Origin of the sequence: Methylobacterium litchii, from assembly GCF_038442315.1 — a bacterium.
GTDB lineage: Bacteria > Pseudomonadota > Alphaproteobacteria > Rhizobiales > Beijerinckiaceae > Methylobacterium > Methylobacterium litchii.
In genome coordinates this window covers 93,155-119,394 of record NZ_JBBXMY010000007.1, presented here as the reverse complement: position 1 = coordinate 119,394, position 26,240 = coordinate 93,155, and the positions used below count along the sequence as shown (strand labels likewise).

At 69.6% G+C, this 26,240-nt stretch carries 25 protein-coding genes and 2 tRNA genes; 13 read left to right on the top strand and 14 right to left on the bottom strand.

All coding sequences use genetic code 11. The annotated features are described in order from the left end of the window. Window positions 1–4 precede the first annotated feature (4 nt). From AAHF99_RS14580 to AAHF99_RS14570, 3 genes are all read right to left on the bottom strand, one after another. Window positions 5–823, bottom strand: a complete 819-nt coding sequence (locus tag AAHF99_RS14580; RefSeq protein ID WP_342165113.1) for a transglutaminase family protein — start codon at window positions 821–823, stop codon at window positions 5–7. A gap of 72 nt (window positions 824–895) precedes the next feature. After that, a complete protein-coding gene (locus AAHF99_RS14575; protein ID WP_342165112.1) occupies window positions 896–1,468 on the bottom strand; it encodes a response regulator in 573 nt (190 codons plus the stop codon). 143 nt (window positions 1,469–1,611) lie between these two features. Then, on the bottom strand, window positions 1,612–2,793 hold the full coding sequence (locus AAHF99_RS14570) for a transglycosylase SLT domain-containing protein (RefSeq protein ID WP_342165111.1): 1,182 nt from the start codon (window positions 2,791–2,793) through the stop codon (window positions 1,612–1,614). A 277-nt stretch (window positions 2,794–3,070) separates the two neighbouring features. On the opposite strand from AAHF99_RS14570, the gene alaS reads away from it, so the two are divergent. Next, window positions 3,071–5,734, top strand: a complete 2,664-nt coding sequence (gene alaS, locus AAHF99_RS14565; RefSeq protein ID WP_342165270.1) for an alanine--tRNA ligase — start codon at window positions 3,071–3,073, stop codon at window positions 5,732–5,734. 54 nt (window positions 5,735–5,788) lie between these two features. On the opposite strand, the gene AAHF99_RS14560 is transcribed toward alaS, so the two are convergent. From AAHF99_RS14560 to AAHF99_RS14540, 5 genes are all read right to left on the bottom strand, one after another. Further along, window positions 5,789–6,073 (bottom strand): hypothetical protein, encoded by a 285-nt coding sequence (locus AAHF99_RS14560; protein ID WP_342165110.1) that lies wholly within the window; start codon window positions 6,071–6,073, stop codon window positions 5,789–5,791. Window positions 6,074–6,190: 117 nt separating this feature from the next. Next, the gene (locus AAHF99_RS14555) at window positions 6,191–6,604 is read right to left on the bottom strand and encodes a DUF2147 domain-containing protein (protein WP_412759888.1); all 414 of its coding nucleotides are present in this window, start codon (window positions 6,602–6,604) and stop codon (window positions 6,191–6,193) included. Between the two features lie 10 nt (window positions 6,605–6,614). Beyond that, window positions 6,615–7,109 carry a hypothetical protein gene (locus AAHF99_RS14550; RefSeq protein WP_342165109.1) on the bottom strand — a complete coding sequence of 165 codons (495 nt, stop codon included), beginning with the start codon at window positions 7,107–7,109 and terminating at the stop codon, window positions 6,615–6,617. Between the two features lie 170 nt (window positions 7,110–7,279). Next, window positions 7,280–7,355: transfer RNA gene (locus tag AAHF99_RS14545), tRNA-Ala, on the bottom strand. A 138-nt stretch (window positions 7,356–7,493) separates the two neighbouring features. Further along, window positions 7,494–7,874 (bottom strand): TIGR02300 family protein, encoded by a 381-nt coding sequence (locus tag AAHF99_RS14540; protein ID WP_243955504.1) that lies wholly within the window; start codon window positions 7,872–7,874, stop codon window positions 7,494–7,496. Between the two features lie 235 nt (window positions 7,875–8,109). On the opposite strand from AAHF99_RS14540, the gene aroA reads away from it, so the two are divergent. From aroA to AAHF99_RS14515, 5 genes are all read left to right on the top strand, one after another. Further along, a complete protein-coding gene (gene aroA / locus AAHF99_RS14535; RefSeq protein ID WP_342165108.1) occupies window positions 8,110–9,459 on the top strand; it encodes a 3-phosphoshikimate 1-carboxyvinyltransferase in 1,350 nt (449 codons plus the stop codon). Window position 9,460: 1 nt separating this feature from the next. Then, a complete protein-coding gene (cmk, locus tag AAHF99_RS14530) occupies window positions 9,461–10,099 on the top strand; it encodes a (d)CMP kinase (RefSeq protein WP_342165106.1) in 639 nt (212 codons plus the stop codon). 56 nt (window positions 10,100–10,155) lie between these two features. Further along, window positions 10,156–10,231, top strand: a tRNA-Lys gene (locus AAHF99_RS14525). Between the two features lie 58 nt (window positions 10,232–10,289). Next, window positions 10,290–10,913: a DUF938 domain-containing protein gene (locus AAHF99_RS14520; RefSeq protein ID WP_342165105.1), complete on the top strand. Its 624-nt coding sequence runs from the start codon at window positions 10,290–10,292 to the stop codon at window positions 10,911–10,913. Window positions 10,914–10,986: 73 nt separating this feature from the next. After that, window positions 10,987–12,267 carry an O-acetylhomoserine aminocarboxypropyltransferase gene (locus tag AAHF99_RS14515; RefSeq protein WP_342165104.1) on the top strand — a complete coding sequence of 427 codons (1,281 nt, stop codon included), beginning with the start codon at window positions 10,987–10,989 and terminating at the stop codon, window positions 12,265–12,267. A gap of 15 nt (window positions 12,268–12,282) precedes the next feature. On the opposite strand, the gene AAHF99_RS14510 is transcribed toward AAHF99_RS14515, so the two are convergent. Then, a complete protein-coding gene (locus tag AAHF99_RS14510) occupies window positions 12,283–14,067 on the bottom strand; it encodes an acyl-CoA dehydrogenase C-terminal domain-containing protein (protein ID WP_342165103.1) in 1,785 nt (594 codons plus the stop codon). Between the two features lie 378 nt (window positions 14,068–14,445). Between AAHF99_RS14510 and AAHF99_RS14505 the strand changes: the two genes are divergently transcribed. Next, window positions 14,446–17,601: a tetratricopeptide repeat protein gene (locus tag AAHF99_RS14505; protein ID WP_342165102.1), complete on the top strand. Its 3,156-nt coding sequence runs from the start codon at window positions 14,446–14,448 to the stop codon at window positions 17,599–17,601. Between the two features lie 172 nt (window positions 17,602–17,773). Further along, complete coding sequence (locus AAHF99_RS14500; RefSeq protein ID WP_243955518.1) at window positions 17,774–18,211, top strand: DUF3429 domain-containing protein; 438 nt, start codon at window positions 17,774–17,776, stop codon at window positions 18,209–18,211. Window positions 18,212–18,215: 4 nt separating this feature from the next. Here the strand turns inward: AAHF99_RS14500 and AAHF99_RS14495 are convergent, their stop codons facing one another. Both AAHF99_RS14495 and AAHF99_RS14490 read right to left on the bottom strand, forming a co-directional pair. Continuing rightward, entirely contained in the window at window positions 18,216–18,446 is a 231-nt protein-coding gene (locus AAHF99_RS14495; RefSeq protein WP_342165101.1) for a hypothetical protein, read from the bottom strand. A 230-nt stretch (window positions 18,447–18,676) separates the two neighbouring features. Beyond that, entirely contained in the window at window positions 18,677–19,891 is a 1,215-nt protein-coding gene (locus AAHF99_RS14490; protein WP_342165099.1) for an NADP-dependent isocitrate dehydrogenase, read from the bottom strand. Window positions 19,892–20,062: 171 nt separating this feature from the next. Between AAHF99_RS14490 and AAHF99_RS14485 the strand changes: the two genes are divergently transcribed. Then, window positions 20,063–20,824 (top strand): RNA methyltransferase, encoded by a 762-nt coding sequence (locus AAHF99_RS14485; RefSeq protein ID WP_342165098.1) that lies wholly within the window; start codon window positions 20,063–20,065, stop codon window positions 20,822–20,824. On the opposite strand, the gene AAHF99_RS14480 is transcribed toward AAHF99_RS14485, so the two are convergent. Next, window positions 20,802–21,005 carry a hypothetical protein gene (locus tag AAHF99_RS14480; RefSeq protein ID WP_342165097.1) on the bottom strand — a complete coding sequence of 68 codons (204 nt, stop codon included), beginning with the start codon at window positions 21,003–21,005 and terminating at the stop codon, window positions 20,802–20,804. The genes AAHF99_RS14485 and AAHF99_RS14480 overlap by 23 nt on opposite strands. A gap of 117 nt (window positions 21,006–21,122) precedes the next feature. Here AAHF99_RS14480 and ccmA point away from each other — a divergent pair, with 117 nt between their 5' ends. From ccmA to dnaA, 4 genes are all read left to right on the top strand, one after another. Continuing rightward, window positions 21,123–21,773 (top strand): heme ABC exporter ATP-binding protein CcmA, encoded by a 651-nt coding sequence (ccmA, locus tag AAHF99_RS14475; protein WP_342165096.1) that lies wholly within the window; start codon window positions 21,123–21,125, stop codon window positions 21,771–21,773. Continuing rightward, entirely contained in the window at window positions 21,770–22,438 is a 669-nt protein-coding gene (gene ccmB, locus AAHF99_RS14470) for a heme exporter protein CcmB (protein ID WP_342165267.1), read from the top strand. Before ccmA ends, ccmB begins: the two co-directional genes overlap by 4 nt. Window positions 22,439–22,599: 161 nt before the next feature. Then, a complete protein-coding gene (rpsT, locus tag AAHF99_RS14465; RefSeq protein WP_243955527.1) occupies window positions 22,600–22,866 on the top strand; it encodes a 30S ribosomal protein S20 in 267 nt (88 codons plus the stop codon). Between the two features lie 479 nt (window positions 22,867–23,345). Beyond that, window positions 23,346–24,872, top strand: a complete 1,527-nt coding sequence (gene dnaA / locus AAHF99_RS14460; protein WP_342165094.1) for a chromosomal replication initiator protein DnaA — start codon at window positions 23,346–23,348, stop codon at window positions 24,870–24,872. Here the strand turns inward: dnaA and ybgC are convergent. Both ybgC and AAHF99_RS14450 read right to left on the bottom strand, forming a co-directional pair. Then, window positions 24,863–25,273: a tol-pal system-associated acyl-CoA thioesterase gene (gene ybgC / locus AAHF99_RS14455; RefSeq protein ID WP_342165092.1), complete on the bottom strand. Its 411-nt coding sequence runs from the start codon at window positions 25,271–25,273 to the stop codon at window positions 24,863–24,865. The genes dnaA and ybgC overlap by 10 nt on opposite strands. Before the next feature lie 136 nt (window positions 25,274–25,409). Continuing rightward, complete coding sequence (locus tag AAHF99_RS14450; RefSeq protein WP_243955532.1) at window positions 25,410–26,129, bottom strand: DUF4142 domain-containing protein; 720 nt, start codon at window positions 26,127–26,129, stop codon at window positions 25,410–25,412. Window positions 26,130–26,240: the final 111 nt, after the last annotated feature.

Genomic DNA, 26,240 nt, shown 5'->3' with positions numbered 1-26,240 from the left:
TGCCTCAGCCGATTTCGTCCGTGTGGACGTCGAACCGGGCGAGGTTGGCGAAGCCGAAATTCGTGGAGATCGCGACATCCGTGGCGTCGCGGCCCCGCGCCATGACGATGCGGCCGATGCGCGGACGGTTGTGCCGGGCGTCGAACGTGTACCACCGCGGGCCGTCCGGCCCTTCGAGGAACACCTCGAACCACGCGGAGAAATCCATCGGCGCCGGGTCCCTGGGCACGCCGATGTCGCCGAGATAGCCGGTGGCGTAGCGCGCCGGGAAGTTCATGCAGCGGCAGAAGGTGATGGCCAGGTGGGCGAAGTCCCGGCACACGCCCTCCCGCTGCTGAAAGCCGTCATGGGCGGTGCGGGTCGCGTCGGCGCGCTGGTAGTCGAAGCGGATGTGGTTGTGGACGTAGTCCACGATGGCCTGCACCCGGCCCCAGCCCTCCGGCGCCGTGCCGAACAGCGACCACGCGGTCTGCGAGAGCTTGTCGGTGTCGCAATAGCGGGAGCCCAGAAGGTAGACGAGCACTTCGTCGGGCAGGTCCTGCACCGGAATTTGCCGGGCCTCGGGCACGATCGGGTCGGGCAGACCGCTGTCCTGCACCTCGAAATCGGCCGAGACGGTCAGCCGGCCCGGCGGGGCGAGGATCCTGTGGCAGAGGTTGCCGAAATCGTCGCGGTACTCCCGCGTCTGCACCGGCGGATCGAAGGTGAGAACGTGCGGGGTCAGCACGTCGGGCATCCGGTTCGGATGCACGCTCACCATCAGGATCATGGGTGTCGGTTGCAGCGTCTCGAACGCGATATCGAAGCCGGTCCTGATCCGCATCGTCCCCACCTTGTGTTTGCAATCCCAAGGCGAGACTCGTGCCAAGGCTCCGGTCGGCCGTGCGATTAATCCTCAGCTGATGGGAGGCGCCGGCTCGCGGGCGGCGCGCTCGGCCTCGACCAGCACGTCCATCGGGCGCCAGGGCTTGGCGATGAACACGGCGTCGGGCGGCAGGTCCGGGCGGCGGATGACGTGGCCGGAGGTGACGACGAGCCGTGCGCGCGGCCAAAGGGTGGCGACGGCGCGGGCAAGTTGCATCCCGTCCATCTCTCCGGCGAGGCGGACGTCGGCGAAGACGAGGGCCACTTCCCCGCCGCGCTGGCGCAGGACCGCGAGGGCTTCCTCGGCGCTGGGGCAGCCGATGACCTCCAGCTCGGTCTCTTCGAGAAGGGTCTCGGCCAGTTGGCGGATTGCGGGCTCGTCCTCGACCACGATGGCGAGATGGACGGGCTTCGCTTCGCCCACGGGGCGGTCGCTGCCGTTGCGCTCGGGGGCGGAGGCCGGCTGCGACTGCTTCACCCGCTTCACAAGGGCGGCGAGATGCGCCGGCACGCCCTCGGTGATGAGGTCGTCGTAAAAAGAGGCCAGCGTCTGCCCGATCTGGTCGAGCGGAACGCCCGGCGTCAGCGTGTCCGTGTAGGGCACGGGCGCCTCAGGATGCGGCTTCCTCAAAGATCCCCCCGACACAGTGTCACGCCGCTTTGTCGTGCGGCTACCTGGGTAGAGAAGTCGGTAATCCGTGCTCGGTTGCGATTGTCGCACCGAAAGTCGCGCGGCTCGCGAGAGCTTTACTGAGTCTCGACGGCGGAATCCGTGTCGGCGTAGGCCATGATGCCGGAGAGCGCGCGAACATTCTGATAGCGCGTGCCGCGGGTCTGCATCATCGCCTCGAACTTCTCGTGGACTTGCGCCACGGACAGGCTCATCGGCTTGCGATGGCGGCCGCGCCCGGTGAAGCGGTTGGCCGCGAAGAAGATCGAGCGGTTGGCACGCGCCGGGCCGGGGAGCAGCACGGCGGCCGCCGCAGCCGGCTTGTTCACCACCTTGTCGAGGAAGTCGCCGGCATCGTCCGGGCCGAGGAAGTGGGCGAGGTAGACCTCGCCGAGGGTGAGCTCGCGGCCGATGCGCTGGCTGATGCGGGCGGCGTCGCGCTTCAGCATCTCGCCCGCCATGAGGGCCGACAGATAGGGATCGCGGCGCAGTTCAAGGACGCGGGCGCGCTCGGCGGCGTCGGTGATGACCGGCTTGTCGTTCGCGTCGGCGGTGACGAGGGCGGCTTCCTTGGCGAGGCCATACTTGCCGCCGAAGTCGCGCACCACGCCGAGCCACGTGCGCTCGATGAACTGGTAGAGGCCGGTGGCCGAAGAGGTCTTGGCCTGCACGGCGGTGATGAAGCTCGATTCCTTGTCGGCGACCGCCATGAGCAGCACCGGGTCGGTCTGCACGGCCTGGGCCGCCTTCACGATCGTCTGCACCAGGTGGCGCCGGATCTTCATCGGGCCGAATTCGAGGATGTCGTTCGGGTCGCCGCCGGAGGATTGCGACAACAGGTAATCGTAGGACACCCGATCGACCCCGCTCGACCCGACGTCGGTGTCGAGATCGTGGACCGGGGCGAAGCTCGCGGAGGCACGGAGCGTGGCCTTCTCCAGATCCTCGCTGAGGGCGACGAGGTGGAGGTTCGGGCGCGGCATCCGGATCTCGGTCGCGGCCTCGGCGCTGGTGACGGCCTGGGGCAGGCCGATCTTGCTCAGATCGACACCGGAGCCGATCAGCGCGGCGCTCAGCGAGCCGGCGAGGAACGTGACCGTCAGGAGCGAGCGGACGAGAGCCGTCGTGCTGCCGTGCGAGGCGCCGACCGGCGAATGCGCCGCGATGGCGCCGTGGTTGCCCTTCCCGAAACGGCGAACCTGCGCCGTGCCGAACTTCGCGTTACCCGTCTTCCCCGATCCGACCGCGCGGCCCTGCATCGTGATTCCGTTTCCCGCTGCGCCGACGTGGCGCCGATGGGTTCAATCTGGCTTGACAGATGTGGCGACAACACGGCCGTGCTTGTGGCGAGCGTGGGGCAATCCCAGGTGATTTCGCGGCGCCGTGGCCGTGCTGGCCGGCCAATCTGCGCTGTCGCGTGCAAGCCGCACTCTCGCTTCGTGACTCCCGCCTGTTCCATCCTTAAGAGGACGCTACAGGGAGGTCCGCCCAAGCGTGCCTCCGACAAATGACGTGAGAAGCCTGAAAGTCTGCCAGATGAGCGGCGTCAACGAGATCCGGTCGACCTTCCTCGACTTCTTTGCGGAGGCCGGCCACACGGTCGTCCCGTCCTCGGGACTTGTCCCGAAGAACGACCCCACCTTGATGTTCACGAACGCCGGCATGGTGCAGTTCAAGAACGTCTTCACGGGCGTCGAGAAGCGGCCCTACGACCGCGCGGTGACGGCGCAGAAATGCGTCCGCGCCGGGGGCAAGCACAACGATCTCGACAATGTCGGGTACACGGCGCGCCACCACACCTTCTTCGAGATGCTCGGCAATTTCTCGTTCGGCGACTACTTCAAGGAGCGCGCGATCGAGCTGGCCTGGACGCTCATCACGAAGGAGTTCGGCCTCTCGCCGGAGAAGCTCCTCGTCACCGTCTACGCGGATGACGACGACGCGGCTCTGCTGTGGAAGAAGATCGCCGGCTTCCCGGACCACAAGATCATCCGCATCGGCACCTCCGACAACTTCTGGCAGATGGGCGACGCCGGCCCCTGCGGCCCGTGCTCGGAGATCTTCATCGACCAAGGCCCCGAGCTTCGGGGCGGCCCGCCCGGCAGCCCGGACGAGGACGGCGACCGCTTCCTCGAATTCTGGAACCTCGTGTTCATGCAATACGAGCAGGTCGAGCCGGGATCGCGCCATCCGCTGCCGCGTCCCTCCATCGACACCGGTATGGGCCTGGAGCGCATCGCCGCCGTCCTGCAGGGTGTAAAGTCGAACTACGACACCGACCTGTTCCGGTCGCTGATCGAGGCGGTGGCGCATGCGGTGTCGCGCGCGCCGGAGCCCGCGACCATGGCCTCCTACCGCGTGATCGCGGACCACCTGCGGGCGGCGTCCTTCCTCGTCGCGGACGGTGTGCTGCCGGGCAACGAGGGGCGGGGCTATGTGCTCCGCCGCATCATGCGCCGCGCCATGCGCCATGCCGAGATCCTGGGCGCCCGCGAGCCTACCATGTACCGGCTGGTGCCGGCGCTGGTGCGCGAGATGGGGCAGGCCTATCCCGAATTGATGCGCGCCGAGGCGCTGATCGGCGAGACCCTGAAGCTCGAGGAGACGCGCTTCCGTCGCACCCTGGAGCGGGGCCTCTCCATCCTCGACACCGAGAGCCGCGACCTGCAGCCGGGCCAGAACCTCTCCGGCGAGACGGCCTTCACGCTCTATGACACCTACGGCTTCCCCCTCGACCTCACGCAGGACGCCCTGAAGGCGCGCGGCATCGGCGTGGACACCGACGCTTTCCAGGCGGCGATGCAGCGCCAGAAGCAGGCAGCCCGCGAGGCCTGGAAGGGCTCGGGCGAATCCGCCACCGAGGCGGTGTGGTTCGGCCTGCGCGAGCGCGTCGGCGCGACGGAGTTCCTGGGCTACGAGACCGAGACCGCCGAGGGCGTCGTGACCGCCCTGCTGTTCGAGGGCGCGGAGACCGCCGAACTGAAGGCTGGGCAATCGGGCTTCGCCTTGCTGAACCAGACCCCGTTCTACGCGGAATCGGGCGGTCAGGTCGGCGATACCGGCACGATCCTCACGACCGGCGTAAAGGTGCGCGTCACCGACACGCAGAAGAAGCTAGGCGATCTCTTCGTCCATGCGGTGACGGTGGAGGAGGGGACGCTCAAGGTCGAGCAGCCGGTCGAGTTGAAGGTGGACCATGCCCGGCGCCGGGCGATCCGCGCCAACCACTCCGCCACCCACCTGCTGCACGAGGCCCTGCGTCAGGTGCTCGGTGAGCACGTCGCGCAGAAGGGCTCGCTGGTCACGCCGGATCGCCTGCGCTTCGACATCAGCCACCCGAAGCCCATCGAGGCGGAGGAGATGGCCCGCGTCGAGGACATCGCCAACGCGGTCCTGCTCCAGAACAAACCTGTCGTGACCAAGCTGATGGCCGTGGATGACGCCATCGAGTCCGGCGCGCGCGCCCTGTTCGGCGAGAAATACGGTGACGAGGTCCGCGTCGTCTCCATGGGCCTGCCGACCGGCGAGGCCGGCAACAAGGCGTTCTCGGTGGAGCTCTGCGGCGGCACCCATGCTGGGCGTACGGGCGATATCGGCGCCATCACCATCGTGGGTGAGAGCGCCGTCGGCGCCGGCGTGCGGCGCATCGAGGCCCTGACGGCGGACGCCGCGCGGCGTCACCGGGCCGAGGAGGCACGGACGCTGGCCTCGCTGGCCGGCATCCTCAAGGCCCCGGCCGCGGAGGCGTCCGACCGGCTCACGGCCCTCATGGAGGATCGTCGCCGGCTGGAGCGCGAACTCACCGAGGCGCGGAAGAAGCTCGCCATGGGCGGGGGCGGCACGGACGCCGCCGATGCGCCGAAGGAGGTCGCGGGCGTACGGCTGATGGCGCGGGTGGTCGAGGGCGTCGAGATGCGCGACCTCAAGAGCCTCGCGGACGAGGGCAAGAGCCGTCTCGGCTCCGGCATCGTTGCCATCGTCGGCGTTGCGCCGGATGGCAAGGCGGGGCTGGTCGTCGGCGTCACTGAGGACCTGACTGGCCGCTTCGATGCGGTGGGCCTCGTGCGGGCGGGCGCGGAGGCGCTGGGCGGCAAGGGCGGCGGCGGACGCCGCGACATGGCCCAGGCCGGCGGCCCGAACGGCACGGGCGCCCAAGCGGCCCTTGATGCCATCGAGCAGGCGCTCGGCGCCGCAGCCTGACACGAAAAAGGCCGCGCCTTCCAGCGCGGCCTGCCTTGTGGGCGTGCGAGAAGCTTACTTGCCGCCGCCGCCACCCTGCGGCGCGACGCGCGAGGGCTGGCCTGCATTGCCGGCCGCGGCCGAGTCGTTCGAGATCGAATCGGCGGGGCGCCCGGTCGGCGAGTACGAGACCGCCGCGTCGCCACCCGTGGTGTTGTTCAGGGGCGTCACGACGCCCGGCGCGCCCCGCGGCACGACGACGGTCGTGGTGGTGGGGCTTTCGAGAACCTGCGCGAAGGCAGGGGTGGCGATGGCGAAGGCCATCGCGGCGGTGATCGTCAGTGAGGTGATCCGGGTCATCTGGTCCGTCCGATGCTGTGTGGGACGGGGAACCAAGGTTGTGCGCTATCGATCCAGTGCGGAAAATCGCCGGGTGTGGCAGCGCACAAGATATGCGGGATTAATTCCCGTCATGGATCACTTTGTCCGCGTCCACGTCTGGCTCTTGCAGAGAAAGCCGAGGACGCAGCCCGAGACTTCGAGGGCGTCGGGCTTGGTCAGCTTCAGCGAGCCCGAATAGGTCTTCCCGTCGTTCGGATTGTAGAGCGTGCCGGAGAAGCCCGCGCCGTCGGGCTTGCGGGCGTCCAGGATCTGAACGCCGATCACGCTGCGGCCGCGTAGGGACGGGTCCGGGTTGTTGGCGTCGAGCGCCTTGCCCGGTGCGCTGACGATGGTCCCGCAATAGCCGCCGCCGCAGGGCGCGACTTTCACGCGCGACTTGCCGGTTTCCGTCAGCCACAGGCCGCTCGGATCGTTCGGCGCGGCGTGAGCAGGGGCGACGAGGCCCACGGCGAGCGCGAGACCGGCGAGGCGAAGCGATACGGGCGTCAAAGCAGGGCTCCTAGCGGGATGGCGGCAGGGTCGCGCCGAGATAGGTTTCGATGACCTCGCAGAACGGCGCGCCCGCGCCGGTCACGAGGAGGGCATCGACCCGCACCAGCGGCGCATCGGGGCCGGGCTCGGCGGCGAGCGGATAGCTCTCGACCGAGACGACCCGGCGCACGGGCGCCAGCGGGCGTACCACCCGGCCGAAGGGCACGTCCGACCCGTCAAGGGCCGCGTTCATTTCAGGGGTGAGTCGCGCCGGCACGTACCAATTGTCCGCCTCGGACAAGACCCTGTCCCCGCAGGCCAGACGGACGTGGCGATAGCGGACAGGCTCGTCGGGCCCGACGCCGAGGCGTATGCGCTGCTCCAGCGTTGGTGCCTTGTCCGCGCCGATCTGGCGATGGGCGACAAGGCGGGCTTGGCCAGCGAGGCCCTTCTCGGCACACCATGATTCGAGGACGGCGGTCGCGCTGTCAGAGCGCAGGATGCGCCCGCGCAGATCGGCCACCAGCGCCTCGGCGGGAGAGGCTGGGCGTATCTCCGCGACGCCTTCGGCTTGCGTAGTCGTCGGTGTCGCGATCACGGCGGACAGGATGCCGACCGCGCTCAAGACAGTGCCGAGGGAAGAGGATCCGGAGCGCGACCGAGCTGAAGCAGCACTGGGATCCGAAAGAGAAATGGTGGAGCCTAACGGGATCGAACCGATGACCTCTTCCATGCCATGGAAGCGCTCTCCCAGCTGAGCTAAGGCCCCACTATTTTCCACCGCGGTTGGGTTCCGCGTGGTTCGCCGATCCGGCTGGCGTCCGGCGAGGGCGGTTCTATAAGCGCCCCGCCGGCCGGACTCAAGCCCCTTTCGCGAGTTTCTGCGAAAGAAGCTTGGCCGGAGCGATCAGCCTTCTTCGTCGTTCTCGATGTCGCCGTCGATCAGATCGGCCACGTCGTCGTCGCCGGTGTCTTCCTCCTCAAGGAAGGTGTCGTCGTCGTCGGTGGCCGCATCCCCGTCTTCCGTGGAATCATCCTCGGGCGTGGGATCGGCATCGTCCTCGGCAGCCTCGACCTCATCGAGGGAGACCATCTCCGGACCCTTCTCGTCCGTCTCGTCTTCGTCGTCGTCGGTGCTGCGCGAGATCGCCGGCGGCGCGGCGCGGCTGGTCGTGGCCTGATAGACCGCGCCGCATTTCGGGCAGGTCGCGGGGTCGCGGGCGAGGTCGTAAAACTTCGCGCCGCAGCTCATGCACTGCCGTTTCAGGCCGAGTTCCGGTCGGGCCACGGGGGACACCTCGTCGTCGAGACTTATCTGGGAAGGCGCCCGGTTAGTCGCGGCTGCCGCGCCTGTCAATCGAAGCGGCCGCGGAGGGGAAACGCCAATGTTTTCCCGAACCTCGTCCGCCGGGGGGCCGGCGCGGACCTCCGCGCGGATGACGAAGGCCGGCGCCCGTGTTAACCGCGCCGCGAACCGGCCTCCGGGACTGACCCGGCGTAGAAGACCCGAACGGACTCGACCCGTGTCGCACGACCTTCCCCCACAGCCTCTCACCGCCTCGCCCGGCGGCGCCCTCACCGGGCGCCTGCGCCCGCCGGGCGACAAGTCGATCTCCCACCGGGCGATGATCCTCGGCCTGCTCAGCCAGGGCCGTACCCGCGTCGAGGGGTTGCTCGAAGGCGACGACGTCCTGCGCACCGCCGCCGCCGCGAAGGCGCTCGGCGCGACGGTCGAGCGGCTGGGCGAAGGACGCTGGACCATCGACGGCGTCGGCATCGGCGGGCTTACCGATCCGGCCGACGTGCTCGATTTCGGCAATGCCGGCACCGGCTCGCGCCTCATGATGGGCGTGGTCGGCGGCCAGCCCGTCACCGCCACCTTCGACGGCGACGCCTCCCTGCGTTCGCGGCCGATGCGGCGCATCCTCGATCCGCTGACGCAGATGGGCACGCAAGTCGTGTCCGAGGCGGACGGCGGCCGCGTGCCCCTGACCCTGCGCGGGCCGCAGGAGGCGATCCCGATCACCTACGAGACCCCCGCCGCCTCGGCGCAGATCAAGTCTGCCGTGTTGCTCGCCGGGCTCAACGCCCCCGGCATCACGACGGTGATCGAGACCGCCGCCACCCGCGACCACACCGAACGGATGCTGCGCCTGTTCGGCGCCGAGGTGCGCGTGGAGCCCCACGGCCCCGAGGGACACGGCCGCCGCATTGCGCTCACCGGCCAGCCGACCCTGCGCGGCACGGACGTGATCGTGCCGGCCGATCCTTCCTCGGCCGCCTTCCCGCTGGTAGCCGCGCTCATTACGCCCGGCTCCGACATCGTCATCGAGGGCGTGATAATGAACCCGCTCCGCACCGGCCTCATCACGACTCTGATCGAGATGGGCGCCGACATTGCGCGCGTGAACGAGCGCGAGGAGGGCGGCGAGACCGTCGCGGACCTGCGCGTCCGGGCAAGCCGCCTGAAGGGCGTCGACGTCCCCGCCGAGCGGGCGCCCGCGATGATCGACGAGTATCCCGTCCTCGCCGTGGCGGCCTCCTTCGCGGAAGGCACCACGCGGATGAACGGGCTGCACGAGCTGCGCGTGAAGGAATCGGATCGCCTCGCCGCCGTGGCGGCGGGCCTCGCGGCCAACGGCATCCCTCACCGCATCGCGGGCGACGACCTGATCGTGGAGGGCGACGGGTCCGCGCCGAAGGGCGGCGGCACGGTCGCGACGCATCTCGACCACCGCATTGCGATGTCGTTCCTCGTCCTAGGCCTCGCGACCTGCGAGCCCGTGACCGTGGATGACGGCGCGATGATCGCCACCAGCTTCCCGAGCTTCCTGCCGACCATGTCCGCCCTCGGTGGACGGATCGGAGCCTGACATGTCCCTCGTCATCGCCATCGACGGGCCTGCCGCTTCGGGCAAGGGCACCCTCGCCAAGCGCCTCGCCACGCATTACGGCCTGCCGCATCTCGACACGGGCCTGCTCTACCGGGCGGTCGCCTTTCTGCTCCTCCAGGCGGGCGATTCCCTGGACGACACCGAGGCGGCCATCCGGGCGGCGGAAAACCTCAGCGCCCGCCATCTCACCGACTCGCGCCTGCGCGACCGGGCCATGGGTGAGGCGGCTTCCCGCATCTCGACCGTGCCGGAGGTGCGCGAGGCGCTGCTCGCATGGCAGCGCCGCTTCGCCGCCGATCCGGCGGGCGCCGTCCTCGATGGGCGCGACATCGGCACGGTGGTGTGCCCCTCCGCGAGCGTGAAGCTGTTCATCACCGCCTCCGCGCAGGAGCGCGCCCGCCGTCGCCACCGGGAACTGGCGAGCCGTGGCGAATCCTCGACGCTGGAAGGTATCCTCGCCGACATCGAGGCCCGCGACGCCCGCGATTCCTCGCGCAGCGCCGCGCCCCTGCGCATGGCCGACGACGCGGTGAAGCTCGACACGACCGAATTGGACGCGGCTGCGGCGTTCGACGAGGCCCGCGCCATCGTGGAGCGAGCCCGCGCGACCATCGGTTGACCCTCCCGATCCGCTCCCCTATTGCGGTGGCCCTCGGCCCCGCTCGACGGGGACGCGAGCGCGTAGCTCAGCTGGTAGAGCAACGGACTTTTAATCTGTAGGTCCTGGGTTCGAGTCCCAGCGCGCTCACCACATCTTCGGACAATCCGTCGAACCACCCGCCTTCACCGGACTGTGCTAGGCTGGCGCCATGCTGAATTGGCCTGCCGAGGGCGATGCCCTGATCGCCCCCGCCGTCGCCCGCAACCGCGACGCCATCCTCGCTGTGCTGCGCCGGGTCCTGCCCGCGACCGGGACGGTGCTCGAAGTGGCGAGCGGGTCCGGCGAGCACGCGGTGCATGTCGCCCGCGCCCTGCCGAACCTCGTGTGGCAGCCGAGCGATCCTGAGCCCTCGGCCCTGCGCAGCGTCGCCGCCCATGCCCGCCACGCCGGATTGCCGAATTTGCGCGACCCGCTCCAGCTCGATGCCGCCGCGTCGGACTGGCCCGTCAAGCAGGCCGACGCCCTCGTGTGCATCAACATGATCCACATCGCGCCCTGGGCCGCCGCCGAGGGGTTGATGGCCGGCGCGGGCCGTCTCCTGCCGGCGGGGGCGCCCCTCGTCCTCTACGGGCCGTTCCGGGAGGAGGGGCGGGCGACCGCACCGAGCAACGAGGCGTTCGACGCCGACCTTCGGTTGCGCGACCCGCGCTGGGGGCTTCGGCAACTGGAGGAGATCGCGCGGCTCGCGCAGGCGCACGGCCTCGTCCTCGCGGAACGGGTCGAGATGCCGGCGAACAACCTCATCCTCGTCTTCCGCAGGGCTGCTCCCTGAGGGCCGCCTTGCGCCGTGCTCCCGAGGGGGCGTACAGGCTGTGGGCGAAAGCCCACGGAGACTTGTGAGCGCGATGACCGACCGGCTGCCCGGCTTCAACACCCTGGCGATCCATGCAGGCGCTGCCCCCGACGCCGCGACGGGTGCCCGCGCCACGCCGATCTACCAGACCACGAGCTTCGTGTTCGACGACGTGGACCATGCCGCGTCGCTGTTCGGCCTCCAGGCCTTCGGCAACATCTACACGCGCATCACCAACCCGACGAACGCGGTGCTCGAAGAGCGGATCGCGGCGCTGGAAGGCGGCACGGCGGCGCTGGCGGTGGCCTCCGGCCACGCGGCCGAGTTCCTGACGATGCACGCGCTGATGCAGCCGGGCGACGAGTTCATCGCGGCCAACAAGCTGTACGGCGGCTCGATCAACCAGTTCAACCATTCCTACCGGAACTTCGGCTGGTCGGTGGTCTGGGCCGATACGGACAATCCGGCCTCGTTCGAGGCGGCGATCACTCCGCGCACCAAGGCAATCTTCTGTGAATCGATCGCCAACCCCGGCGGCGTCATCACCGATATTGCCGCGCTGTCGGTGATCGCCAAGAAGCACAACATCCCGCTCATCGTCGACAACACGATGGCGACGCCGTACCTGATCCGCCCGTTCGAACACGGCGCGGACATCGTGGTGCATTCGGCCACCAAGTTCCTCGGCGGCCACGGCAATTCCATCGGCGGCCTGATCGTCGATGGCGGCACGTTCCAGTGGGCCGGCGATGCCCGCTACCCGATGATGAGCCAGCCCCGGCCGGAATATGCCGGCATGGTGCTGGCCGAAACCTTCGGCAATTTCGGCTTCGCCATCGCCTGCCGCGTCCTCGGCCTGCGCGACCTCGGGCCGTCGCTCTCGCCGTTCAACGCGTTCCTCATCCTCAACGGCATCGAGACCCTGCCGCTGCGGATGCAGCGCCATTCCGACAATGCCCTCGTCGTCGCGAGCCACCTCGCCAAGCACGAGGCCGTCGACTGGGTGAGCTATCCCGGATTGGAGAGCGACAAGTATTACGCGCTGGCCAAGCGCTATACGCCGAACGGCGCGGGCGCCGTGTTCACCTTCGGCCTGAAGGGTGGCTACGAGGCGGGGGTGAAGCTCGTCTCGAACCTCGAACTGTTCTCGCATCTTGCCAATATCGGCGACACGCGCTCGCTCATCATCCACCCGGCCTCGACCACCCACCGCCAGCTCACCGACGCGCAGAAGACCGCCGCCGGAGCCGGACCTGAGGTTGTGCGTCTGTCGATCGGCCTGGAAGACCCGGCCGACCTCATCGAGGATCTGGACCGGGCCCTGCGGAGCTAAGGCCGGGGAGGCGCCCTAGAACGCCTCCGCCGCAAGCGCCATCGTCGTGCCCGCGCCGGACCTGACCCGCGCGAGGCGGAGCGCCGTCTCGGGCAGGCTGCGCTCCATGAAGAAGCGGCCGGTGACGAGCTTGCTCTCCCACCGGGCGGTGTCGCCGCCTTCGGCCTTCTGCGCCAGCGACGCGCGGGCGATGCGGCACCACATGTAGCCGAGAGCCACCAGCCCGAGCAGGTGCATGTAATCGGTGGCGCCCGCGCCCGCGTTGTCCGGGTTGCCCATGGCGTTCTGCATCAGCCACATCGTCGCCTGCTGCAAATCGCCGAGGGCCGCCTGCAGCGGCTTGGCGAAGGCGGCCTCGTCCTCGCCGCTCTCCTTCAGGAAGGCCTGGACCTCGCCAAGGAAGGCCATCATCGCCCGGCCACCGTCCTTTGGTAGCTTGCGGCCGATCAGGTCCATGGCCTGGATGCCGTTGGCGCCCTCGTAGATCATGGCGATCCGGGCATCGCGCACGAACTGCGACATGCCCCATTCCTCGACATAGCCGTGCCCGCCGAAGACCTGCTGCGCCTCGACGGCGTTGGCGAAGCCGCGATCGGTCAGCACGCCCTTCACCACGGGCGTCATCAGGCCCATCAGGTCGTCGGCCGTCTGTCTCTCCTTCGCGTCCTCCGCCCGGTGGAGCACGTCGCCCTGCAGAGCAGTCCAGAGCACCAGGGCGCGGGCCGCCTCGTTGAAGGCGCGGATCTGCATCAGCGTGCGGCGGATGTCCGGGTGGACGATGATCGGGTCGGCCGCCCGCTCCGGCGCCTTGGCCCCCGTGAGGGCGCGGCCCTGGAGGCGGTCCTTCGCGTAGGCGACGGCGCTCTGATAGGCCGCCTCGGACTGGCCGAGCCCCTGGACGCCCACCGCGAGGCGGGCCTCGTTCATCATCACGAACATGGCGTTGAGGCCGCGGTTCGCCTCGCTGACGAGCCAGCCGATGGCGCCGTCGTAGTTCATCACGCAGGTGCTGTTCCCGTGGATGCCCATCTTGTGCTCGATGGAGCCGCAGGAGACACCGTTGCGCGCGCCCAGCGAGCCGTCCTCATTTACCAGGACCTTCGGCACAAGGAAGAGCGAGATACCCTTGGTGCCGGCCGGTGCGCCCTCGATGCGGGCGAGGACGAGATGCACGATGTTCTCCGACAGGTCGTGCTCGCCGGCCGAGATGAAGATCTTGGTGCCGGTGATCGCGTAGGACCCGTCCCCCTGCGGCGCCGCTTTGGTGCGGAGAAGGCCGAGATCCGTGCCGCAATGCGGCTCGGTCAGGTTCATGGTGCCCGTCCAGGCCCCCTCGACCATCTTCGGCAGGTAGCGCGCCTTCTGCTCCTCTGAGCCGTGGACGAGCAGTGCGGCCACCGCGCCCTGAGTCAGCCCGGGATACATGCTGAGCGCGAGGTTGGCGCCGGAGGCGAAATCCTGGATCGCCGTGTTGATAACCTGAGGTAGTCCCTGCCCGCCGAACGCCTCGGGCACCGACAGGCCCATCCAGCCGCCGCCGGCATAGGCGTCGTAGGCCGCCTTGAACCCCGTCGGCGTGGTCACACGGCCGTCGGGATGGCGGGTGCAGCCCTCCCGGTCGCCGGCCTGGTTCACGGGGGCGAGAACTTCGTCGGCGAGCTTGCCGCCTTCGCGCAGCACGGCCTCGACCACGTCCGGCGTCGCATCGGCGAAGCCCGCGAGGTTGGAGCGGCCCTGGAGTCCCAGCACATCGTTGAGCAGGAACAGCGTGTCGTCCACCGGAGCGCGGTATTGCGGCATGCGAAGATGTCCCACCTTACGATTCGCGCGGCCATCTGCCGGACCGCCTGCGACGAGTAAATATTAAACGGCCGGAGCCCTCTTCAGCAACGCCCGCACGAAGCCGCAGGACGCCGCACGGCCACGATGTCGCAAGGCATAAGCCATTGACGGAGAAGCCATACCGCCGGTTGGGCCGGCATTGGCCGCGAGATAGCACGCTATAGTTGCAGTCCGGCGGATCAACAGGTTCGGTGCAATCGTCGCCACAACCTTAACCCGATGTTTACCAACAAATTTAATGGTTACGCCAAGGCGGCCCACAGGTTGCAGCACCGGGGATGACCCGGACTGGAACGGTCGGCCGCCGCGCTGCTCGCCGATGACGACAGGCCGACGATGAACCGCAACGCGATCTCGCATTTCGATAGTTTCGATCCGGAGGTGATCGAAGCCGCCCGCGATGTCGCGAGCCGTGCCGGCGTCCCCCTCGAGGCGTGGATCGCCTCCGTCGTGCCGCAGCATCTCGCCCCGCTCGGCGGCAGCGCCGAGCGACAGGTTTCCCAGGAGGCGACCCGGATGGTGCAGGACCCCGCACACGATTCGGCTGGCACCGCTTCCTCCGAAGGTTTGGCCACCCTCATGACCCGCCTCGATGGTCTGGACCGCTCCATGGAAGCCGAGCGCCGCGCGGCGGCCCAGGCTGAGCAGAAGCGCCTCGAAGAGATCGAGCTCCGCATCGACCGCGCCCTGCAGACGAGCCCGGTGCAGCAGGTGACCGAGCGCCTCGGCGATATCGAGCGCCGTGTTGCCGAACTCGGCGATCAGGTCACCGTCCGCCCGGCCGCCAAGCGCGCCAAGTCCACCGCCGCCGAGATGCGCGAGGCCGTTCAGGCCATCCGCCAGCGCCAGCGCGAACTCTCGGCGCAGGCCGAGCCGGCCGGCACCGTCGCGACGATGCACCGGGATCTGGAGCGCCGTCTCGTCACCGAGACCGAAGCCAAGGTCGCGACGCCGGCCGAGCCGAAGATCGAGACGCCCATGAAGTCCGCCAGCACCCTGCCGGATTACGTCATGGACGAACTGCGCCGCGAGGCGGCCCGGCTCACCGAGACCGTGGCGCCGCTCGCGACAAACGCCGACATCGCCTCCCTGGAAAGCGCCCTCGACTCGCTCGCGGCGAGCATCGGCCGCGCCCGCTCGGATGCCGAAGTGCCGGCGCTCGCCCTGCCGCTGGCGGTGATCCGCACGCGGATAAAGGAACTGGACCATTCCGACGCGGAGGCCGCCCACGCGCAGGTCGCCACCGGCTTGAAGCGCTTCAAGAACCGCCTCGACGTCGCCATCGCCTTCGAGGAGGCCGACGCTGACCGTTCGGCCCTCGACGCGCTCGCGGCCGAACTCGCCACCATCCGCGCCGCCGCCGACGAACTCGCCGAGCCGACGCGCCTGGGCCGGGTCATCGCCCGCGTCGAGGCGCTGAGCGACGACATCGCCCGCATTCCCCCGGCGCCGGAGCCCACGCCGGAGCCGGTGCCCACCGAGAGCCCCGCCCCGAAGGTGGAGCTGGCGGACGAGATCAGCGCGCTGGCCGAGAGAGTGGACAGCCTGTCGGCCCGCGCCGACGTCGAAGCCGGCGCCCGTCCCCGGAAGGCCGCGCCCGTCGCCGCCTCGGGCGACATGGCCTCGATCCAGGCGATGCTGCACAGCCTCGCGGAGAAGGTGGATCGCGTCGGCGAGCGCAACGGCCCGGACGGGCTCGACGCCCTCGAAAAGCAGGTCCTGACCCTGGTCGACAAGATCGAGGCGCCCTCCACCCTCGATCCGGCGCTGACCAGCCTTGAGCGGACGATGAACGATCTGATGCATCAGGTCGAGGCGCTGCGGGATGTCTCTCCCAGCGAGGCGGTGATCACCCGCGCCGCGAAGGAGGCCGTCGCCGAGACGCTGCGGGGGGTGAACCCCGCCGCCAACCCGAGTGAGTTCGGCCTGCTCCGGGCGAGCCTCGCTGAGATGCAGGCCCGGCAGATCGCCTCCGATGAGCGCCTGAGCGCCACCCTCGAAGGCGTGCAATCGGCCCTCGACCGGCTCGTCAACCGCCTCGGCTCCGTCGAGACCGCCCCGGCCCAGCGCGGCCCGTCCCTGGACGAGCGCCTGATGACCACGACCACCGTCGAGGCGCCCCGCGCCACGTGGCGGGCGCCGCAGCGCGAGGAGGCCGAGCCGGCCCCGGTCCTGACCGCCGGCGATGCCCTGCTCGAACCCGGCGTGCCCCGCCCGAGCCGCGCTCCCGCGATCACGGTCGAGAAGCGCGAGCCGGTGACGAAGGCCCCGTCCATCGACAAGGCCACGTCGGCCAACGGCGACATCAAGACGAGCTTCATCGCCGCCGCCCGCCGCGCGGCCCAGGCCGCCCAGGCGGAGCTCGCCGCCGAGACGCCGGTAGACCGGCCGCTCCGCCAGCGGGCCGTTCCGCAGGCCGCCGCCACGACCGGGCGGATGAACCGCCTGCGTTCGGAGATCGACCAGCACCGGAAGCCGCTCCTCCTGGGGCTGGCGGCCATCGTCCTCACCCTGGGCGCGATCCAGGCGGTCGGCGTCCGCAACGACGACCCGAAGGGCGTGCCGCAACTCGCCCCCACGCCGGGTGCCACCACGGCCGAGAAGCCCGCCGATACCCAGAAGACCGCCGAGGCGCCGAAGGCGGCTGCCCCCGCCGCGATCCCGCAGGACCCGACCACGACGCAGACCGTCGCGAGCCCCAAGGTGCAGGAGCCCGCCACCCCGGCGAAGCCCGCCGTGCCGCAGGTTCCGAACATGGCCGGTCTCGCCGGAGACCTCGCCAACGTGCCCGCCGGCCTCGCCAAGGTGAAGCAGGCCGCCCTCGCAGGCGACGGCCCGGCGGTGTGGGAACTGGCGATGCGCGAGGCGGATGGGCGCGGGATGCCGCGTGACCTCGCCGCCGCCGCCAAGCTGTTCGAGAAGCTGGCCAATGTCGGCTACGCCCCGGCTCAGTACAAGCTCGGCGCCCATTACGAGAAGGGCTCGGGCGTGACCCGCGACCTCGCCCAGGCGAAGCTCTGGTACGGCCGCGCGGCCGAGCAGGGGCATGCCCGTGCCATGCACAACCTCGGTGTGATCTATGCCGAGAACCCGGCCGCCGGCGGCAAGCCCGATTTCGCCTCGGCCGCCTCCTGGTTCCGCCAGGGTGCCGAGCACGGGGTGCGGGACAGCCAGTACAACATTGCGGTGCTCTACGCCCGTGGTCTCGGCCTGACGCAGGATCTGGTTCAGTCCTTCGTGTGGTTCGGCGCCGCCGCCGCGCAGGGCGACGACGATGCCGGCAAGAAGCGCGACGACGTCGCCACGAAGCTGAGCGCGGGCGACCTCGCCCGGGCCAAGAGCCTCGCCGCCTCGTTCAAGCCGCGCCGGCTCGATCCGGCGGTGAACGAGCCCCCGGCGGTCTCCGATGCGGGCCAGGGTCCGGTGAGCCTCCTCGGCGCCCCGATCCCCACCGCCGCCGTCACGCCGCCCAACGCGCGCAAGGCGATCTGAGCCCTCATCCGCCCCGTCCGGCCATCCGGAAACGGGGCGGGGAGGCACAGCGCCGCAACGACCGTTCTGACCTTGACCGCAGACACGGGATGCGTGACGCCTCCCACCAGAGTGCGGTCGGTCCGGCCCGGTATGGTACGGTCCCATGGCCGGGCATGGAACCGGAGGTTGGATGGCGCGCCTACCCGCAGTGCCGTTGAGCGCCATCGTGCTCGGCGTGGCCGGGCTGATTCCTTTTCTAGGCTTCGCCGCCCTCGCGGTGTCGGGGAGCGACGGCGGGCTGGGCAATATCGGCCTGTCGCCGCGCACGATCCTGTCGGCTTACGGCGCGGTGATCGCCTCGTTCCTCGGAGGCATCCGCTGGGGCGCGGCGGCGGCCCGTGGCGGTCGCAACGGCGACTACTTCATCGCGATCGTCCCCTCGCTGGTCGCCTGGGCCGCCATGGCGGCGCCCGCCCCGTGGGACCTGCGCATCCTCGGCGTGCTCGTCCTGGCCTGGGGCCTCGTGGACCAGGATCTCTCACGGCGCGGCCTCGCCCCCATTTGGCTCGGGCGCCTGCGCCTCGTCCTGTCCGGCGTCGCCGGGGCGGCGCTGCTCGTCGCGGCGTGAGGGTCTAGCGCCTGTCGCCCGGCTGGGTGAGGGCGCGCAGCAGAGCCACGATCGCCGCCCGCTGGTCCGGCGCCGTCAACCGCCGGAACAGCAGGGCCACCTCGGCCTGCTCGACCGGATTCGGCCCATCGTCGGTAGTGGGGCGCGCGGACCGGAAGGCGGCGGGCGAGACCGACAGCACCGCCGCGATGCGCGTCAGCTGCTCCCGGGTCTCCGGCGGTTCGACCACGGCCATCGCTCAATCCCAGGTCCGACCTGACGCCCGCGCGGCGCGGCTCCGATCGACCAGCCCAGCCTAGCTCAGCCCCATGCCGAATGTCACCTGAGGTTGTATGCGGATCACCTCAGAGAGGGCGGGATACCGTGCCGCAGGCCGCGGAATGACGCTCGGATACAATCCAGACGCGAAAAAGGCGGCGGATGTCTCGCACCCGCCGCCCCATGCTTTCAGACGGTGCCGCCCACTCAGGCGGACATGGCGGTCTTGAGGTTCTGATCGACCTTGTCGAGGAAGCCGGTGGTCGAGAGCCACTTCTGATCCGGGCCGACGAGGAGGGCGAGATCCTTGGTCATGTGACCGGCCTCGACGGTGTCGACGCAGACCTTCTCCAGCGTGGCCGAGAACTTCGCCAGCTCGTCGTTGCCGTCGAGCTTGGCGCGGTGGGTGAGGCCACGGGTCCAGGCGAAGATCGAGGCGATGGAGTTGGTCGAGGTCTCGCGACCCTTCTGGTGCTCGCGGAAGTGGCGGGTGACGGTGCCGTGGGCGGCCTCGGCCTCGACGGTGTTGCCGTCCGGGGTCATCAGCACCGAGGTCATGAGACCTAGCGAACCGAAGCCTTGCGCAGCCGTGTCCGACTGCACGTCGCCGTCGTAGTTCTTGCAGGCCCACACGTAGCCGCCCGACCACTTGAGGCACGAGGCCACCATGTCGTCGATGAGGCGGTGTTCGTAGGTGATGCCGAGGGTCTTGAACTGCGCCTCGAACTCCTCCTCGTAGACCTTCTGGAACAGGTCCTTGAACCGGCCGTCATAGGCCTTGAGGATGGTGTTCTTGGTGGAGAGGTACACCGGGTACCGGCGCGCGAGGCCGTAGTTCATCGAAGCGCGGGCGAAGTCGATGATCGACTGGTCGAGGTTGTACATCGACATGGCGACGCCGGCCTCGGGGAACTTGAACACCTCCTTCTCAATGACGGTGCCGTCGTCACCCTCGAACTTGATGGTCAGGCGGCCCTTGCCGGGCACCTTGAAGTCCGTGGCGCGGTACTGGTCGCCGTAGGCATGGCGGCCGATCACGAAGGGCTGGGTCCAGCCGGGGACGAGGCGCGGCACGTTCTTGCAGATGATCGGCTCGCGGAAGATCACGCCGCCGAGGATGTTGCGGATCGTGCCGTTCGGCGAGCGCCACATCTCCTTGAGGTTGAATTCCTTCACGCGGGCTTCGTCCGGCGTGATGGTGGCGCACTTCACGCCGACGCCGTGGCGCTTGATCGCCTCGGCGGCATCGACCGTCACCTTGTCGCCCGTCGCGTCGCGGTGCTCGACGCCGAGGTCGTAATATTCGAGATCCACGTCGAGGTAGGGGTGGATCAGCTTGTTCTTGATCTCGGCCCAGATGATCCGGGTCATCTCGTCGCCGTCGAGTTCGACGACCGGGTTCGCTACCTTGATCTTCGCCATGGGCCGGGTGCCTTTTCGTGCGCTGTCCTCGGGGCGCACGGCATGCAAGGGCCGTGCGGACGCGCCCGGCGACATAGCAAGGGGCTCCTCCGAGCGGAAGGCTCGGGCTGTCAACCGGCCGGTGTCGTAACACCCCCTCGACGGACCGCCGGCCCCGTGCCAGAGGGCGGCATGACCCGCGACGACGCCGAAAAGGATCTCGAACTCCCGCCGGGCACGGCGCCGGCCGTGATCCTCGTGGAGCCGCAACTCGCCGAGAACATCGGCATGACGGCCCGCGCCATGGCGAATTTCGGCCTGTCGGAACTGCGCCTCGTCAACCCGAAGAACGGCTGGCCGAAGAAGGGCGTGCGCGAAGCGGCGTCCGGTGCGACTCACGTGCTCGACCGGGCGACGATCTTCGCCACCGTCGAGGAGGCCGTGGCGGATCTGAACTACGTGTTGGCCACCACCGCCCGCGAGCGCGGGCAGATGAAACGTGTCTTCTCGCCGGAAGAGGGCATGGCCGAAGTCGCCGGCCGCGCCGGGCAGCGATGCGGCATCCTGTTCGGGCGGGAGCGGGTCGGGCTCTCGAACGACGAGGTGTCGCTGGCGGATGCCATCGTCACCTTCCCGGTCTCGCCGGATTTCCCCTCGCTCAACCTCGCCCAAGCCGTGCTCCTCGTCGGCTACGAATGGCGCCGGGCGAGCGGCCGGGCGGTGCTGCCCTTCGCAGGGGAGATGCACTCGCCCCCCGCCTCGCGGGAAGCTCTCGTCGCGCTGTTCGCGAAGCTGGAGGCGGCCCTCGACGCGGTGGGGTTCTATCCGCCGGAGAAGCGCGGCGGCATCGTGCGCAACATGCGCGACAGGCTGCACCGCATGGCCATGACGGAGCAGGACATCCGCACCTTCCAGGGCGCGCTGCGCTCGCTCACTCGTTCGCGGAAGAGCTGATTCCCGCAAGGTCCGGCGGCTTGCCGCCGCCGAAGCAGCGGCCGACCGCCTCCCAGAACGCGGCCTGCTCCTCGTCGGTGCAGCGCCCGACGCGGGCCGCGACCATGGCGAGGCCCGCCTTGGCGTCCTCGCTGTCGGCGACTTCGGACTCGCTCGGCGCGGTGACTCGCTCTTCTGTCATGGCGTTCCTCCGTGGGGGACAACGCCCCGAAGCGTGGGCGCTGTTCCGTCCGCCGCCGCAATCGGGCATGGAGGCACGGCCGGCCGCCTCGATCCGCCGGACGATCTTGAGGACTCCGTGCGGCTCGACGTCGACAATCTCGCCTGCCGCCGATCCGGCCGCCGGATCTTCGCCGGCCTGACTTTCTCGCTGGGGGAGGGCGGGGCGCTGGCCGTCACCGGCCGCAACGGTGCGGGCAAGTCGAGCCTGTTAACAATCCTCTCCGGCCGGTTGCGGCCCGATGCGGGGACCATCGCGGTCTCCGGCGTCGGCGAGGCGACCCTGCCGGAATGCCTCCACGTGGTCGGCCACCGGGACGGACTGAAATCCGCCCTCACGGCCGGCGAAAACCTAACCTTCGCCCGCGACCTTCTCGGCGCGCCGCGCCTGATGCCGGCGGAGGCGCTGGACCGGCTCGGCCTCGGCCACGCCCTCGACCTTCCCGTCGCCTACCTCTCGGCGGGGCAGCGGCGCCGGGTGGCGCTGGCACGGCTTCTCGTCTGCGCCCGCCCGCTCTGGCTGCTCGACGAGCCCACCGCCGCCCTCGACGTCGCCTCGCAGGAGGTCCTGGCCGCGCTGATGGCCGAGCACCGGGCGGGGGGCGGCCTCGTCATCGCCGCAACCCACCAAGCGTTGGGCCTGCACGACGCGATGGAACTGCGCATCGACCGCGCCGCGCCAGAGCAGGCCGCGCCCGCTGCCGGAGCGGATGCGGAGGAATGGCTATGATCCGCGCCGGCCTCGCCCTCCTCGCCCGCGACCTGCGGCTCGCCGCCCGCGTCGGCGGATCGGGGACGCTCTCCCTCATCTTCTTCCTGATGATCGTGGCGCTGGTGCCCTTCGCGCTGGGCCCCGACCTGAACCTGCTTTCGCGGATCGGGCCGGCGATTCTCTGGCTTTCGGCGGTGCTTGCGACGCTGATCGGCCTCGACCGGCTGTTCCAGGCCGACGAGGAGGACGGCTCCCTCGACCTGATGACCGGCGCCCCCGTGCCCCTGGAGGGAATCGTTCTCGCCAAGGTGCTGGCCCACTGGCTCACCACAGGCCTGCCCCTGGCGCTGGCGAGCCCACTCTTCGGCCTCCTCGTCGCCCTCGACGGCACCGCCATGGCGTCCACCGCCCTGACCCTGGCGCTCGGCACGCCGGCCCTCAGCTTCATCGGCGCGGTGGGGGCGGCGCTTACGGCCTCGATCCGCCGGGGCGGGCTGATTCTGGCGGTGCTGGTGCTGCCGCTGATGATTCCGACGCTGATCTTCGGCGTCTCGGCCGCCCAGGCGGCGACGGGCGGGACGGTGCCGTTCCTCGTGCCGCTGGCGGTGCTGACGGGGCTGACCCTCATCGCCGCCGTGGTGGGCACGGTCGCGGCGGCGGCGGCGCTGAGATGGCCGGAGTGAATTGACGGAGAGCCACCCGCTGACTATAGGAGGCGCTTCGTTGAGAGGCCGCGCTTTTCGCGTGCGCTGCGTCTCGGCCATCGCCTGACAACTGATGCGTTGACCGATCCCCGGCCGTGCCGGCCCGTCGGCATCGCCCGACGAGAAACACGAGGACTTACATGGCCAATACCGCTTCGGCCAGGAAAATGACCCGCAAGATCGCCAAGCGCACGGCGATCAACAAATCCCGCCGCTCCCGCATGCGTACCTTCGTGCGCAAGGTCGAGGAGGCGATCGCCGCCGGCAACCAGCAGGACGCGCTGTCCGCCCTGCAGAGCGCCGAGCCGGAGATCATGCGCGCGGCCCAGAGGGGCATCGTTCACAAGAACAACGCCTCCCGCAAGGTCTCGCGCCTCGCCGCGCGGGTGAAGGCCCTGGCGGCCTGACCGCCACGACCCCACCGACCTGACGGTTTCGAAAAAGCCCGGCCATCGCGCCGGGCTTTTTCTTTGCGCGTCCGCCACCTCGGACACGGCCTCACGAAGCGTTAACCCTGCGCCAAAGTTTGCTGCATTGCGGAGTTCACCGGCCCCGTGTAGCTTAACAGAACGTCACCACGCTCAAGCAAAACATGCTGGATCTGGGGATTCCGGCGAATCCTGTGTCGCCGCAAGACTCTAGCTCTTCGCCCAAGCCCGGTTCGGAACACTTGCCGTTGGGAATCTCCGCCATCCCCATAAGTCCCACTGTTAAGGGAACCGCAGGTCTTTGTTGATAGCCTCTTCCAATCGGCAAAAGTTCCTCGTGTCTGGATTGACTCGACATATGGAATCAGTCTCGCGCCGTAGTTGCGAGACGCTGACAGCGTGAATCGTGCGTACACGTTGCGGATGATCTTCGTCAGCAACGTGGGGGAGAGCCAGTGATGCGTGTCGACGGAACAGTGGCGAACGGCGACGAGGAAGGGCGCACCCAGGACGGTGGCGCTCAGGAGACCGCTACCCTGGATTACGGCGCGGCCTGGTCTCGCGTGAAGCGTCGGCTGCGCGCCGAGCTGGGCGAGGACGTGTTCGCCAGCTGGTTCGCCCGCCTGGAACTTGAGGGTGTCGCGGGGGGCGCGGGCCGCCTGACGGTCCCGACGCGCTTCCTGAAGAGCTGGATCGAATCCCACTACATCGACCGCGTGCTGGCCACCTTCCGCGCCGAGGCGCCCGATGTGGACCGCGTCGAGATCGGCGTGCGCGGCACGGCGGCCCCCGTCCGCCCCGTCGCCGCCGCCATGAGCACCGCGAAGCCGGCCGCGACCAGCGGCCCGCTCGCCCGCCTTCACGCCACCCCGGCCGCCACGGCCCCTGTGGCGCCGTCGCCGGAGCCGCGCACCGCCACGGCCGGAGCGGATGCGAACACCGATTTCGCCGGCACGCCCCTTGATGCCCGCCTGACCTTTACGAGCTTCGTCGTCGGGCGTTCGAACGCCCTGGCCCATGCCGCCGCCGAGCGCATCGCCCGGCACCAGGGGGAGGGCTCCCTCTACAACCCGCTGTACCTCCATGCCGGCGTCGGCCTCGGCAAGACGCACCTGCTGCACGGGATCGGCCATGCCGCCCGTGAGAGTGGGCGCCGGGTGATCTACCTGACGGCCGACCGGTTCATGTACGGCTTCGTCAACGCCCTGAAGACGCAATCCGCGCTCGCCTACAAGGAGCGCCTGCGCGGCATCGACCTGCTCATCCTCGATGACGTGCAGTTCATCCAGGGCAAGTCGATCCAGGCCGAGTTCGGCCACACGATCAACGCCCTCATCGATGCTGGCCGTCAGGTCGTCGTGGCCTCCGACCGTCCGCCGACGGAACTGGAAGCCCTCGAGGAGCGGGTGCGCTCCCGCCTCGCGGGCGGCCTCGTGGTGGAGATCGGGTCGCTGGACGAGCAGCTGCGCGTCTCGATCCTGTCGGCGCGCCTCGCCGCCGTGCGGAATTCGCATCCGGGATTCGATGTGACGCCGCAGGTGGTGAATTACGTCGCCCGGGCGATCACGGCCAACGGCCGCGACCTCGAAGGCGCCGTGAACCGGCTCCTGGCTCACGCGACGCTGAGCGGCACCGCCGTCACCGTCGAGACCGCCGAGACCGCGATCCGCGACCTCGTGAAGAACCGCGAGCCGAAGCGGATCAAGATCGAGGACATCCAGAAGCTGGTGGCGAGCCGCTACAACGTCTCGCGCTCGGACATCCTGTCGGAGCGGCGGACGGCAGCGGTGGTGAAGCCGCGCCAGATCGCCATGTACCTTTCGAAGGTGCTCACCCTGCGCTCCCTGCCGGAAATCGGCCGCCGCTTCGGCGGGCGCGATCACACCACGGTGCTGCACGCCGTGCGCAAGATCGAGAAGCAGATCGGCGAGGATACGGTGCTCGGCGATGAGGTCGAGCTCCTGAAGCGGATGCTTCAGGACTGAGGCGGGCTGAGCAGGTCGCGCAGGCTGTCCGGGAGGCGGACGGCCCGGCCGTCCCGCACGCAGGCCACCGTCACCTCGGCGGCGACGAGGATCTCCTCGCCGCGCCGCACGTCCTGGGACAGGGTCATCGAGGCGCCGCGCAACACGCGCGTCGTCGTGCGGACGACGAGTTGGTCGTCCATGTAAGCCGGTTTCAGGAAGTCGATCTTCATGCGGCGGACGACGAAGACGAGGCCCTTCGCCTCTCGGTGCAGGTCGGATTGATCGCCCGCGAGGCCGCGCAGAAGCTCCGTCCGGCCGCGCTCCATGAAGCGTAGGTAGCTCGCGTGGTAGACGAAGCCGGAGAAATCCGTGTCTTCGTAATAGACGCGCACCGGCAGCGCGTGTCCCGCCTCGTCCATCTCAGTCTCTAGTCCGCATGATCGTGCCGTCGGCACGGGGCGGGTCTCTATAGCGTGTTCGCGCCCATCTGAATGCGGCGAAGGCCGCCCCCGGCTGGGGACGGCCTCCACGCGCGAACCTGAGTGGGTTCTGGACTTAGCCGCCGTAGCGCATGGCGAGCGTCGAGGACTCGGCATGCTCCTGGGCGATGTAGGGCAGCGCCTCGTTGGCGAACTGCCGACCCTGGGCGTTCTCGCCGCCCTTGGCGTAGGTGTCGTAGAGCTCCAGCGTCCGGGCGTCGGAGCGGGCCTGCTGGTCGATGTAGGTCCGGTCGAAGGCACGGCCGTTCGGGGCCTGCTGCAGCTGCGACAGGCGGGCCTGACCACGCTCGCCGAGGGCGACGCGACGGCCCGGCTCGGTCGGGCTGTTGTCCACGAGGCCAACGGCGCCGAGGGTGCCGCCCACGATCGAGGTGCCGAGGTTGGCGGCGATCGTCACCGGGGCGAGGAGGATGCCGGCCGGGTTCGACAGGTCGGTGCGGATGCCCTGGTTGTCGGACACGACCGTGCCGCCACGGCTCAGCGAGGTGCCGGCGGGCAGCAGCGCGTCGGTGGTGGCCTTACGCTCGACGAGGACGCGGTTCGCGTAGGAACGGACGCGCGGGTTGCGCGAACGCTCGAGGGCCATGCGGCTCGCCTCGATGCTGGCGGCGTCCGAACGCAGCGCCTCGGCGCGGAATTCCGGGGTCGAGGTGGTGGCCGGGGCGGTCTCGGTCAGGTTCGGGAAGATGCGGACCGGGAGGGCGTCCTGGGCGAGGGCCGGCGTGGCGATGGCGGCGACCGAGAAGCCGAGGGCGGCGAGCGTGGTGTTCTTCATGGGTGGGGAGAATCCTCTCAGAAGGGCGGGTTGAGCGGCGCTGGGCGGCGGAGCCCGGCTGCTTGGCATGACATCCCGCATTCGGGATCAGTCGGGCGCTCAACCGGAGCC